General features: G+C 30.6%; 9 protein-coding genes. 6 read left to right on the top strand and 3 right to left on the bottom strand.

What is annotated here, in order from left to right:
* Positions 1 to 236: 236 nt before the first annotated feature.
* Complete coding sequence (ychF, locus tag WHD08_RS01815; RefSeq protein WP_208889449.1) at positions 237 to 1,328, bottom strand: redox-regulated ATPase YchF; 1,092 nt, start codon at positions 1,326 to 1,328, stop codon at positions 237 to 239.
* A gap of 205 nt (positions 1,329 to 1,533) precedes the next feature.
* Here ychF and WHD08_RS01810 point away from each other — a divergent pair, with 205 nt between their 5' ends.
* Positions 1,534 to 2,997 (top strand): carboxypeptidase-like regulatory domain-containing protein, encoded by a 1,464-nt coding sequence (locus WHD08_RS01810; protein ID WP_208889450.1) that lies wholly within the window; start codon positions 1,534 to 1,536, stop codon positions 2,995 to 2,997.
* 143 nt (positions 2,998 to 3,140) lie between these two features.
* Here the strand turns inward: WHD08_RS01810 and WHD08_RS01805 are convergent, their stop codons facing one another.
* Entirely contained in the window at positions 3,141 to 3,956 is an 816-nt protein-coding gene (locus WHD08_RS01805; RefSeq protein ID WP_208889451.1) for a glycerophosphodiester phosphodiesterase, read from the bottom strand.
* A 341-nt stretch (positions 3,957 to 4,297) separates the two neighbouring features.
* Here WHD08_RS01805 and WHD08_RS01800 point away from each other — a divergent pair, with 341 nt between their 5' ends.
* Together WHD08_RS01800 and WHD08_RS01795 are read left to right on the top strand one after the other, a co-directional pair.
* Positions 4,298 to 7,657 carry a SusC/RagA family TonB-linked outer membrane protein gene (locus WHD08_RS01800; RefSeq protein WP_208889452.1) on the top strand — a complete coding sequence of 1,120 codons (3,360 nt, stop codon included), beginning with the start codon at positions 4,298 to 4,300 and terminating at the stop codon, positions 7,655 to 7,657.
* A 22-nt stretch (positions 7,658 to 7,679) separates the two neighbouring features.
* Positions 7,680 to 9,368, top strand: a complete 1,689-nt coding sequence (locus tag WHD08_RS01795; protein ID WP_208889453.1) for a SusD/RagB family nutrient-binding outer membrane lipoprotein — start codon at positions 7,680 to 7,682, stop codon at positions 9,366 to 9,368.
* An 88-nt stretch (positions 9,369 to 9,456) separates the two neighbouring features.
* On the opposite strand, the gene WHD08_RS01790 is transcribed toward WHD08_RS01795, so the two are convergent.
* Positions 9,457 to 10,308 (bottom strand): AraC family transcriptional regulator, encoded by an 852-nt coding sequence (locus WHD08_RS01790; protein ID WP_208889454.1) that lies wholly within the window; start codon positions 10,306 to 10,308, stop codon positions 9,457 to 9,459.
* 202 nt (positions 10,309 to 10,510) lie between these two features.
* On the opposite strand from WHD08_RS01790, the gene WHD08_RS01785 reads away from it, so the two are divergent.
* The 3 genes from WHD08_RS01785 (at position 10,511) to WHD08_RS01775 (ending at position 14,080) form a co-directional block, all read left to right on the top strand.
* Positions 10,511 to 11,902: a purple acid phosphatase family protein gene (locus WHD08_RS01785; protein WP_208889455.1), complete on the top strand. Its 1,392-nt coding sequence runs from the start codon at positions 10,511 to 10,513 to the stop codon at positions 11,900 to 11,902.
* Positions 11,903 to 11,930: 28 nt separating this feature from the next.
* Positions 11,931 to 12,833 (top strand): glycerophosphodiester phosphodiesterase family protein, encoded by a 903-nt coding sequence (locus WHD08_RS01780; protein ID WP_208889456.1) that lies wholly within the window; start codon positions 11,931 to 11,933, stop codon positions 12,831 to 12,833.
* Positions 12,834 to 12,979: 146 nt separating this feature from the next.
* On the top strand, positions 12,980 to 14,080 hold the full coding sequence (locus WHD08_RS01775; protein WP_208889457.1) for a hypothetical protein: 1,101 nt from the start codon (positions 12,980 to 12,982) through the stop codon (positions 14,078 to 14,080).
* The last annotated feature ends 21 nt before the right edge of the window (positions 14,081 to 14,101 follow it).

The following is a 14,101-nucleotide window of genomic DNA, read 5'->3' as shown; positions in this document are numbered from 1 at the left end:
AATTATGTGATAAAAACCTAAAAAGAGAACAACAGCTTCTAATTGTTGGATATAAAAACAGGTGAATTTTACCCACATCCAATAATAAAAAATTTGAAATAGAATAAAGTAATTTTATAAAAGGAAAGGTATTGTAGAGTTTCTATTTAAAATTATCACAAAAAAAATCCAATGAAATTTCATTGGATTTTCTATATATGTAAAATTCTGAACCAAGTTCAGTATTTGGATTTTGATTATACGTTGAATCTAAAGTGCATGATATCACCGTCTTTAACAACGTATTCTTTACCTTCTACTTTCATTTTACCAGCTTCTTTTACTTTTGCTTCAGAACCATAAGTAGCAAAGTCTTCATAAGCAATTGTTTCTGCTCTAATAAAACCTTTTTCAAAATCTGTATGAATCACTCCTGCTGCTTGTGGCGCAGTAGAACCAATAGGAATTGTCCAAGCTCTAACTTCTTTTACACCTGCAGTAAAATAAGTCTGTAAGTTTAATAATTTATATGCAGAACGAACCAATCTAGAAACACCTGCTTCTTCTAATCCAATATCTGCTAAAAACATTTGTCTTTCTTCGTAATCGTCTAATTCTGTAATATCTGCTTCTGTACCAACTGCTAATACAATAACTTCTGCATTTTCATCTTTTACAGCTTCTCTAATTTTATCTACATATGCATTTCCAGAAACGGCAGAACCTTCATCAACATTACAAACATATAACACTGGTTTTAAAGTGATAAACTGTAATGGTTGTACAAATTCCATTTCTTTTTCTGTAAACTCTAAAGTTCTTACAGAAACACCTTTTAATAAAGTTTCTTCAATTTTAAGTAAAACTACTAATTCTGCTTGCGCTTCTTTATTACCAGTTTTAGCTGTTCTCTTTACACGCTCTAAACGTTTTTCTACAGCTTCTAAATCTTTTAATTGCAGTTCAATATCTATTGTTTCTTTGTCTCTAACAGGATCTATAGAATTATCTACATGTATAATATTATCATTATCAAAACAACGAATTACATGTAAAAGAGCATCTGTTTCACGAATATTTGCTAAAAACTGATTTCCTAAACCTTCTCCTTTACTTGCTCCTTTTACCAAACCAGCAATATCTACAATCTCTACAGTAGCAGGCTGAACTCTTTCTGGAACAACTAATTCTTCTAATTTCTCTAAACGTGTATCTGGCACGTTTACAACTCCTAAATTTGGTTCTATGGTACAAAAAGGAAAGTTGGCACTTTGCGCTTTTGCATTTGATAAACAGTTAAATAAAGTTGATTTTCCTACGTTTGGTAATCCTACAATTCCGGCTTTCATGTAAATAAATTTTGCTTCAAAAGAAAGTTTTAACTTAAAATTAATAAACTCTCTTAAAGTTTTAAGAATGCAAATATAATACTTTGTTAAACTTAAAATGATTTTTATTTATAAATAAAGAATAACAATACATTTATAAAAAAATCAACATTTCATGACGAAAAAACTACTCTCTTTTTCAGTACTATTTTTGAATATTATAGTAATGAACTCTCAAACAATTTCAGGTAAAATCATCAGTCTAAATTCTTCCAATCCGATTGAGAAAGCAGCACTTTTAACAGACAAAAAATCTGGTTCAACTTCAGATGAATTTGGTAATTATACCTTAAACCTAGATAACGTAAAAATAATTACTATTTCTTGCTTAGGCTATCAACCAAAAACCATCACAAAAAGGCAACTAATAAATAATCATTACGTAGTAAACTTACAAGAAGACGTAAATTTACTCGATGAATTTCAACTAAACTTAACCAAAGTTTCTTTGGATAGTTTATTGATAAAAACAGCTAAAAACATGAAAGAAAATTATCTTTCATCACCTGTAAAACAGGATGTTTATGCTATAGAAAATCAAAATTTAGACTTTAAAAAACTAGAATTCGAATTAAATGCTAGTTCACTTTTAAGTAGAAAAAAAAGAAAATTAGCAGAAAAAGAATTAATGCAATTTGCTGATAATCTTCAAGAAAAAAATCCTGCTTTTGGTACAGAATTTAAAGCAACTGTTTTAAATAAAAAATTCTATTCTGAAGAACGGAAAAAAGAAGTAGATTCTTACGAAGTAACCGCTATTCAAGGGTTTAAAAAAATAGACATCGGAAACGGTGTAACCTTAGAAAACATAACAGAAAGGCTTCAAAACGTAGTTTTAAAACATTTGAATTCTAAAAACACATATAAAGTAAAATCTGGACTTTTTAAACTGGAAGACTCTTTGTCTATGGTAGAAACAACGAGAGTTGCAGACTCCATTGCAAAAGACAATACTTTTAGTTACTATGGCCAAAGTTATCCGCTTAGAAATATAAAATATAGAAGTGTATTTTTTAATACTTCTACCGAAAAGAATTTTCTTGATCAGAAATATTACGAACATCAATTAGAAGAAAATGAAATATTAGGCTCTAAAAAGTATTATGTGGTTTCATTCAATCCTGACAAATCAAAATCTAAATATTCTGGTAAAATGTATATTGATCCTACTGACTTTTTCATCAAAAAAATAAAATATAGTTATGCTGATGGAAAACGTGGACAACATTTGAATTTAAAGTTTTTATTCGGAATTAAATTCTCTGAAAACCAACATCATGTAACCGTTTTCTATGAAAAAAATACAGATGATAAAATCTATACTTCGTACGTAAAAGAATCTAAAACCAATTACGCATACATAGATAGACCTATAAAGTTTATAGAAAATGCTAAAGATAAAAACAAGGTAAAGTTTAATGTAAAAGTAGAAATAAATGTAAGCGAAGACAGAGAAACCTTTGTAAATAATATTACAGATTTTGATGCTGATAGCTTTAAAAAGAAGACCAAAGAAGAAATTAAAGAAGCCTATAAAAAAAGAACTTCTTATATGACCAAAGAAGATTATGCAGCTTCTAACTGGAAAGATAAAGTTTTAATAAACCAATATTTAGCGCAATATAATTAAGCATACATCTACTTTAAATTACAGTTTTTTAAATAAACGAATCCCCAACATAAAGAAACGTTGGGGATTTATCTGAATAGCAACAACATATTTGTTCAGCCTTAAAAAAAGCTACTAAAATGATTTAATACGGTTATGAATACTTATTTTAATACCGAAAAAGCATTTATCATCTCTTCCAAATTATCAGTCAAAATAAAATCGACACCAGCATCTAATAACTCTTGTATTTGTTCTTTTTTTTCTGAATGAAAATAATTTACATGAACCCCATTTTGTTTCAGTTTTTTTAGATCATTAATTATAGCATCATTATCTCTACTATTTTTTATCTGTAGAAATGCAAATTTTCCTTCTATAGTTTTATTGATATAATCTGAACGAGAAGACAAGCGCTCCATATTACAAATTTTCAATTTTTTACTTACGCTTTCTACTCCATTAGCAGCTTTCTTCCCACATGCAATTACAGATTGTTGTTTTCTATTTTCTGCAATTACCATTTTAGCCGTTTCTACACCTACCCCTCTATCTCCTTTTAAATGAATATTTAACCATATATTTTGTGGCATTATTTTAAGAACTTCTTGTAACGTTGGTACTTTTTCACCTATAAACTTTTCAGCTTTCCAACTACCGGCATCTAATTCTCTAATCTCAGCTAAAGTTAACTTAGATACTTCTCCAAAACCATTTGTCGTTCTATTTACAGTAGCATCATGCATTATCACAAGTTTATGATCTTTTGTTAACTGTACATCAAACTCTATCATTTGGACACCTAAACGGATGGCTTCTTTAAAAGCAGCAATTGTATTTTCTGGATGCGTTTTGTTCGCTCCGCGATGTGCACAAATACCTTTTAGAGGTAAAGGATCTGTTTGTGCAAAAATGGATAGATTTAATAAGAGTAATATCCAAAATAAAATATTCTTATTTAATAGTATAACCTTCTTCATCTTTTATTTTTTAAAGAAAAAATTCTTCTTTTTATTAAATACAAATTAAGTTGAATAGAGAAGATTAAAATGATTAAATCTTATTCGTTTTATATGATATTTAAACTGCTTCATCAAAAAAAACAGCTCGTTTAAGTTCGAAAATGAAACACCAATTATTGCTCATTTTCACCATATAACATTGTATTAACCTTGTGTGAACCTTATAATAACAAAGAAAAAAAAAGAGACAAAATATAATCTATAACTAACAATATACATTAAGTTTTAACAAGATTTTTAGAATAGGTTTGCCCGAAATTAACATAACAAATCAACTACTTTATTAATTCATTCACAGTATGAAAAAAAGAAACTTAAGGCTTTTTACCTTCTTTTTAATATGCTTGTTATCTGCAAACATATATGCACAACAACAAGTAAAAGGAGTTATAAGTGACACTAGCGAAATACTCTTACCTGGAGTATCTGTTATTTTAAAAGGAACAACTATAGGAGTTACTTCCGATTTTGATGGTAATTATAGTATTACAGTTCCCAACAACAATTCAATACTTGTATTTTCATACTTAGGTATGTCAACACAAGAAGTTACTGTTGGTAGTAAAACAAATATCAACGTTACCTTAGAAGAATCTTCGGAAGCATTAGACGGTATCGTTGTTACGGCTCTAGGGATTTCTAGAGAGAAAAAATCATTAGGGTATTCTGTTGCTGAAGTATCTGGAGACGATATGACAACCGTAACGCAAGAAAACGCATTAAACGCATTAAATGGTAGAGTTGCAGGTGTGCAAATTAACTCTACTGGAGGTGCTGGTTCTACTGTAAGCGTAATTCTACGTGGAGCTTCTTCATTAACTACAGACAACCAACCATTATATGTTGTAGATGGTGTTCCTTTAAGTAGTGGACTTACCAATATTGGAAGTATTGGTGGCGGTGTAGAAGTAGATTATGGTGGAGGTATTAGTGACATTAACCCAGATGATATTGCAAACGTATCTGTTTTAAAAGGACCAAGTGCTGCTGCATTATATGGTGCTAGAGGTGGTAATGGTGTTATCTTAATTACTACAAAATCAGGTAAAAAAAATAAAGGTTTAGGCATTTCTTTTAGTTCTAGTAACGTCTACGAAATTCCTTATAAATTTATCGAAAAATCGACACTTTTTGCAAATGGTAGCAGACCAAATCCTAATACAACACAAATAGATGAAACCTCTTCTGGTTGGGTTGGTCCTGAATTAGACAAAGGTTTAAGTGCTATTCAATGGCCATATTCAGATCAAGAAATAGCTACGGGAGTTGGTGTGGCAAAACCATTAACTTCTAGAGGAGCAAATAATGCAAAAAATTTCTTTGAAAATTCATTTACCTCTACAAACACTGTTTCTATAGAAAATAGCACAGACAGAATGAATTATAGAATGTCATATACCAACATGCAGCATGAAGGTTTTATTCCAAATTCAGATTTATATAGACACAACTTTGGTATCAATAGTAGTTTTGATGTTAATGACAAATTAAAACTTAACTCAAGTATAAAATATACTATTTCTGGTGCAGATAACCGCCCTTCTACAACAGACAGAGGAGCAAATCCATTACAAGCATTATATGACATTAATAGCCATATAGATATTCTTGACATGAAAGATTATTGGTTAGTAGAAGGTGTTAGCCAAAATGCACCCTATAATTTAGGTGACGATCCTTCTCAATTTGAATTTAACAACCCTTATTTTTTAGCAAATGAAATAAATAATGGTTTTAAAAGAAAAAGATTGATGGGGAATATTCAAGCCGATTATCAATTTACAGACAAACTTTCTTTAATGACTCGTTTTGCATATAATGATACGCATGAAGTAAGAGAAACTAAAATATCTAGCGGTTTTAATGATGAACCTAATGGTGCTTATGGTTTATCTAACATAAATGGTGTAGAAACGAATGTCGATTTTTTACTTACTTATCAAGATAAATTAAACGAAAATTTTGATTATAGTTTATCTGCTGGTGGTAACAGAAGAAATTTAAATAACAACTCATCATCTGCACAAACTAAAAACGGAGGTTCTGGCTTAGTAGTACCTAACTTATTTACATTATCTAATATCGCTTCAGACAATATTAGTTATGGAAGTTCAACATCTAAAAAACGTGTAAATAGTTTGTATGCTTTAGGTAATATTAGTTTTAAAAATACGGTATTTGTAGATGCTAGTGTTAGAAATGATTGGTCTAGTACCTTACCAGAAAATAATAATAGTTTTTTATATCCTTCAGTTTCATCAAGTATTTTATTAGATAAGATTTTTGATATGGGTAACGATGTATCCTTATTTAAACTACGTGTTGGTTGGGCACAAGCTGGTAATGATACAAGTGCTTATAATTTATATTCTGTTTTAAGCAATTCTGGAGATTGGGGAGCTGCTTCTCAATTATCTGTAAGTGCTGCTTTAAAAAATGATGAAATTAAACCAGAAATTAATACATCTACAGAATACGGTGTTGATTTATCGCTTTTTAGAAATAAAGTAACTATGGATTTTACGTATTATGAATCTGACAACAAAAACCAAATATTTCAAAAATCTTTACCAATATCTTCTGGTGCAACAAGTAAATTATTTAATGCTGGTAATTTAAATAGTAAGGGTTTTGAAGCAAGCTTAGGAAGTGTTTTAGTTAAAAATGATGATCTACGTTGGAATATGAATTTAACATTTACAACCAACAAAACCATTATTACAGAATTAGCACCAGGAACAGATTATGTTTCTTTCTGGTCTGAAGCAAGAAATGGTGCTTATACTTGGGTTGGTGAAGAAATTGGTCAGTTAGTAGATAGAGCATTTGTTCGTGTTGAAGATGAAAACTCGCCTTACTACGGATGGCCTTTGTTAGACGATGAAGGATGGGATAGTGACGATAGAACTTTATCTGATGCAGACGGAAATAGAGTGGCTCCTGTGACAGGTAATTATAATCCTGATTTTAAAATGGGATTACAAACTTCTATTACGTATAAAAACTGGAATTTATCAATGAATTTTGATTGGAGAAAAGGAGGACAATTTGTTTCTCAAACATATCGTTATGCAGAATCTGATGTACAAACTTCTAGATGGTTAGATAAAGTGTATGACTTAAGCAACGTAAATGATATTCCTGCTTACATCAGAGAAAATTCTGATATCTTTTTATCACCAAATGGAGAATTCTATCCACTTGTTGGTGGACCTACTGCAGAGTATGGTGGTTTCCCTTATGATGGTTTAAATGACGGAGTGTTTTTACCTGGAGTAATGGGATATTATGATGACAATGGTAATTTTGTAGCTACTCAAGAAAACCTTGGTGGAGATGGAACGCAATACCATTCTTATGGAGACAATTATCCTTGGAGTTATTCTAAAGCAGCAACTTTTGATGCAGATTACTTAAAACTTAGACAAATTTCTATTGGATATACTTTTCCTCGTGAAGTATCAGAAAAAATGGGAATGAACAATTTATCACTTTCATTATTTAGCCGTAATATCATTTTATGGACAAAAGCAGGTATCAATATAGATCCAGAAAGTGCTTTTCAAAGTTCAGGATCTGGAATGGCACAAGGTGTAGAACGTTATAACATTCAACCATGGTCAATTCCTGTAGGTTTTAAACTAAACGCAAGTTTTTAAATTAAAATAAAAAATCAAGAATATGAAATTTATAAAAAATATAGTTATTTTATTTCTATTGATTCCAACTTTGTTTATCGTTTCTTGCGATAGCAACTTGGTAGAAATAAATGAGAACCCAAATGGAGTTGAACCTAATTTGGCAGACCCAAATTTATTAATAAGCACAGTAATGACAGGGCTTGCAACAAGTACAACTTCTAGAGGTTATGCTGGAGATACCGGAGCTGCTGCACAGTTTATACAAAGAGATTCATGGTCAGACAATAGATATGATTGGTCTACAGGATCTATTTGGTCTACAAATTACAACTTACTTCGTACTAACAAAATAGCAAATGAGCAAGCTGTAGCATTAGGTTTAGAGTTTCATGAAGGAGTAACTTTAATATTAAAATCGATGTTATTTGGTAATCTTACGGATTACTATGGAGACATACCTTATTCAGATGCTTTACACGGAAATAATTTAGACGGAGAAAAACCTACTTACGATACACAAGAATCGGTTTACAAAGGTATTATTGTAGATTTAGAAACAGCGGCTACCCTTTTAGAAGGAAGTAGTTTTGAAAATGTTGATGCTTCTCAAGATGTTTTTTATTCTGGAGATGCTTCTAAATGGCAAAAATTAGCCAATTCTTTAGCACTACGTTATTATATGCGTTTATCAGAAAAATTACCAAGTTTTTCTCAAGAAGGAGTTACTAAAACGCTCTCAAAACCATTAATTAGTAGTATTGATGATGAATTATCTCTTAGTTATATTGGAGGTATAACGAGTCAATCTTGGCCAGAAAGTGGACTATTTGGTTCTGCTTCCGCTTTTTATAGAGTGAAGCCTTGTACAACAATAACAGACAAGTTAAAAGAATTTAATGACCCTAGAATAGCAGTTTGGTTTGCTCCTGTAGCAACTCCTACTAAAGTTGTTCCAGCAAATGAAATTCCTGGAGGTGGTGATATTGCTGAACAAGACGGTATCCGTTATATTAACGAAGAAACGTTAGAAGAAAATGGTTATGCAATCTACTCTTCAAAAACGTATGCAGCAGATATAGAAGCAGGTAAAACACTTATTGATACAAGTAGCGTTTACGTAGGATTACCAGTTGCTGTAAGTAATGCAGATCCGTACACTTATAACCTAAATACAGAAGGTTCTAGAGGGGGTACAAATAGTTATGTTTCTAGAATGAATGAAGTATTTAATTTAAAAGAAGATGGAGGAAACTTACTAAAAGCAAGATTGTTCTCGTATGCAGAAATATCATTTTTAAAAGCAGAAGCAGCCGTGAGAGGTTGGGGTTCTAATGCCGAAACCAATTATTTAGAAGGAATAAAAGCTTCTTTAGAAGTTTGGGGAGTATCTGATACTTATAGTGCATATATAACAAATTCTGGAGTTGCCTTTGATGGTAGTTTAGAAATAATTATGCAACAAAAATGGATTGCTAATATGTTTAATGGTGATGAAGCGTATTTAGATTGGAGAAGAACAGGTTTTCCAACTTTAAATGCGGGTCCATTGGCTAGAGAAAATGTGATGCCTTTAAGATTCGTCTATCCTAGCGACGAAATAAATAATAATACTGCAAATAATGCAGTTGGAGCTGCTTCCTTAGAAGAAACTACGTATAGCAATACAGATTCTAATGACAGTCCTTATGCAAAACCTTGGATTGTTCAAGATGTAACAAAACCTTGGTAATATTAAATACAAGAAGAATTTTAAAATGCCTGAGTTTCCTCAGGCATTTTTTTATGTTTATAAAATAAGTAACTTTTAATACAAAATTCTAACGTCTAAAATTTTTACGATAATTAGAAGGTGTTTTTCCCATTCTAGCTTTAAAATAAAGATTGAAATTAGCTAGATTATTATAACCACTTTCATAACAAATTTCAGCTATTTGTTTATCTGTTTCAGCTAATAATTTTGTAGCAATACCTACTTTTACATTTTTTACGTATTCCATAAAAGTAAGTCCGGTTTTCTTTTTAAAAAATCGACAAAAAGAACTTGGAGCCATATTTAAAACTGCAGATGCTTCATCCAAATTAATTCCTTCTTTAATATTTAAAAATACATATTCGTATACTTTGTCTATTTTATCTACATTTTTAGAAAAAGCAGTTTTTTTATTTGTAGGGTTAGACAGTTGCTCTCTATCTTCAATTTTAATAAGATATTCAAATAACTTTAACAGTTTAATATAATATTCTAAACCATCCGTTTTTACCATTTCTAATAAAATTTGATGAATTTCTGCATCATTTTTAACTTTAAAGCGGATACCATTATTTGCTTGTTTTAATAACAATTCTACTTGCTTTAATTCAGGGATTTTAAAAAAATCAAAATTAAAAACATTTTCAGAGAAATGCGTAACAATACAAGTTGGAGATTCATTATGATCACTATTTTGTAAATCCCAACAATGAGGCAAACCAGCTCCTAAAAGTACAAGATCTCCTTTTTCAAAACTAGAAACATGATCCCCAATTATTCTTCGTCCTTTACCAGAAGTAACATAATTTATTTCGAAGTTTTTATGAGAATGAATTTTCCTATTTGAAGATAAAGGCAATTCTCTTGATATAAAGGTATGGTTGTTTGGAACAAATATTTTTTCAAAAACAAAATGCATAGTATGGCTGTTATTCAAGAATCCAATACTATGCAATTGTTTTAATCTTTAGTTTATTATAATGTAATCTCTTGTTTAATTATATGTAATTTATCTTAATAATAAAGCTAAAAAATGATGAATCCTTAACGATTCGTTATTGAAAGGAAATCGTTTTTTACTTCATGATAAAATATTTTTGATTTAAATATAAATTTCAATAATGAAAACACAAAAAAGCTTAATTCTATTAGTAATCACTATATTATTTAGTGCTCTACTTCAAGCACAACACACGCATGATAATGGCACTGCACATACTCATTATTCTGCATTCGATTCTATAGTTGCGCATAAATTAATATTTCCGTCTAGTACACCAGATCGTGTTATAGCAAATCTAACAGTAGATGCAGCGCATAGTTTAGCTGTAAATTGGCGAACAGATCAACAGGTTTCTAATGGAGTTCTAGAAATCGCATTGGCAACAGACGGACCCGAGTTTTTATTACGAAATGTTGAAAAAATAAATGCAACTTCACAAAAATTTGAAAATCAAAATAGAAATGAACCTCTTGTAAAAGCTACCTATCACTCTGCAGTAGTTTATAATTTAAAACCAGATACAGTTTATATTTATCGTGTTGGAAACGGAAGCAAAGACAATGGGTATTGGAGTGAGTGGTTTCAATATAAAACAGCAAATGTAGGAAATGAAAAACCTTTTAGTTTTATCTATTTTGGAGATGCTCAAAACAATGTAAAATCTTTATGGTCTAGAGTCATTCGTAATTCATATCGTCAATTTCCACAGATCGATTTTATGCTACATGCTGGAGATTTAATTAACGACAGAGATGCCAATTTAGAATGGGGAGAATGGTTTTACGCAGGTAGTTTTATCCATGCAACGGTACCAAGTATGATGACGCCTGGTAATCATGAATACAGAAATGGTGTTTTATCCTCTTTATGGAGACCACAATTTACCTTGCCAGAAAATGGCCCAACAGAAGCTTTAAAAGAAACTTGTTTTGCGATAGATTACCAAGACATGAAAATGATTTCTTTAGATAGTGAAGGCTTTGATGAAAGCAAAGAAGCGAAAGAAGCTCAAATACAATGGTTAGATTCAGTATTGCAATCAAATACAAAAAAATGGACAGTTATTACAACCCACTACCCTATTTATTCTACGGCAAAAGGACGTGATAATAAAGAACTTAGAGAAGCTATAAAACCTTTAATTGATAAGTATGGTGTTGATTTAGTTCTACAAGGTCATGATCACACGTACGCAAGAGGATTCCCTAAAAATGAAGGAAAAGGTTTAACTGTTGTAGAAGATGCAGGTGCGGTTTATGCTGTTTCTGTAAGCGGACCAAAAATGTACGAATCTAAAGATCAAGAATGGATGGTAAGACGAGGTGAATACACACAACTTTTTCAAATCATAACAGTATCTAAAGACACTATTAAATACGGAGCCTATACACCAATAGGAACACTTTATGACGCTTTTGAAATCATTAAAAAAGATGGTAAAAAAACATTGATTAATAAAGTTCCTGAAACACCTATTAGATTAAAAAAAGATCTAGAAAAAGGAGAGTAACTCATCAACTAAAATAAAAAACACAAAAATGAAAATTGCAAAACAACTAATTGTTTTATTCGTCTTTTTTATAGCATGGTCTTGTACAAAAGAAAATACTTCTAAAAAAGAAAACCAAACTAAAGAAGTAAATGTAAAAGCTACAAATATAGCAACCACACTTAGTGAATTTAAAAATGCAACATCAAATTCAATCTTAGTTGCAGCTCATAGAGGTGCACACATGGGGAACTTTGAAAACTCAATAGAATCTTCTTTAAAATCTATTGAATTAGGTGTAGACATTATAGAAGTAGATGTAAAAACAACAAAAGACGGTCATTTAATATTAATGCATGACGGCTCTATAGATCGTACAACCACAGGAACTGGTAAAGTAGAAGAATTAACCTTAGCAGAAATTAGATCTTTTAAACTGAAAGCTCCTTATGGTAGAATCAGTAAAGAATCTGTACCCACTTTTGAAGAGTTTTTAAAAGTAGTAAAGGGTAAAATAATGGTTGATGTAGATATGAAAACGGATAATGTTGAAGGACTCGTAAAAGCTGTAAATGAATTTGGAAATAAAAAGGAAGTTTTCTATTTTGATAATGATTACGATCAATTAGATCGCATTAAACTTTTAGATAAAACGGCTCAATTAATGCCTAGAGCGTATTCTCTACAAATGGCAGATTCAGCAGTTGTAAAGTTCTCCCCAAAAGTAGTACATATAGATACGGGCTTTAACACCAAAGAAGTTGGTGATTTGTTAAAGGAAAACAATGCAAGAATTTGGATTAATACTTTAGGAGAAAAAGATGCAGAAATTCGTTATGGAAGTGGAGAAAAAATAATTGAAGAATTGATTAAAAATGGTGCAAACATCATTCAAACTGATGAGCCAGAAATGTTATTAGAATTATTAAGAAGCAAAGGTTTACATCAATAATTTGGTGCGATTATATTTTATTTTTTCACATATAAACAGTGCACCTAATTAACAATCAGTTGAAATTAAAAAACATTTTATCATTATTATCTTTTCTTTTTTGTTTGATAATTTGCAGGCAAGAATCTTTTTCTCAACAAAGCAAGGTGCCAGAAATTTATCTAGCACCTATTTATAAAGTTGATTATGGAGATGCTACAGCAGATAAACCTCAATCTAAATCATGGTCTACAGAGCATGGACAATGGTTAATTATTGGCGATAAAGAGGGACCTAAGTTATTAAAAAAAGATATTTCAGGATGGACTCCTCAAACGGAAATTAATGAACAATGGACAAACTTACCTCGTAAAGCAGATGTTTTTAAGAATGGGAATGATGTACATATTGTCTTCGTTGATGAATGTGCTTTGAGTGTTGTTAAAATGACTTATTCTATAGGTAAAGAGAAATACGAAACTCAAAGGAAAAAGACACTCTCTATTCCTGAAAATTGTAATTCTATTGAAACTGCAACGATTACCCAAGATTCTAAAAATGAATTTTGGGTTTGTGCAGACATGAATGAAACCATAATGGTTTGGCACTCATTAGACGGAAAAGAATGGTCTACACCCTTTACTATTGCAAGTAATATAAATAAAGATGACATATCTTTAATTACTAAATTAGAGAACCAAGTATCTGTAATTTGGTCTAATCAAAATACACAATCCGTCTACGAACGAATTCATTATGATGGAGATAAATCAGATAAATGGTCTCAACCCATCATTATTCAACAAGGAAACAATAATGCAGATGATCATTTAAACGCAACCGTTTTTGAAAATGGAGAAATGATGATTGCATCTAAAAATAGCGTAGATCAGATTAATCAACCTCAATTTGTATTAAGAGTAAGAGATAAAAAAGGACATTGGACCAACATTTCATATGAGCTTCTTAACAAAGGAAAAAGTCCCAGTAGACCAATGATTAACCATGTAACTTCCGGAAAAATATTTGAAGCTCATTCTGTGAAAAATAAAGAAAATAATAGGTATCATATTTCAATAAACGAAATCAAAAAAAAGAATAATAACTATATCTTTAAAGAACTCATTCGATTAAAAACAAAAATAAAAGGAAAGAATGGTGATGTTACTTCTAGTAAGGATCCTTTCTTTTCTAAAGAATCAAAATTTATCTTTTTCTCAGATGATTTAGGTAATATTTACTCGTTTGATCTAGATTTATTATTCTAATGCTATTTTCTAAATAACTAT

Origin of the sequence: Polaribacter sejongensis (genome assembly GCF_038024065.1) — a bacterium.
GTDB lineage: Bacteria > Bacteroidota > Bacteroidia > Flavobacteriales > Flavobacteriaceae > Polaribacter > Polaribacter sejongensis.
This window is presented reverse-complemented; position numbering and strand designations above follow the sequence as displayed.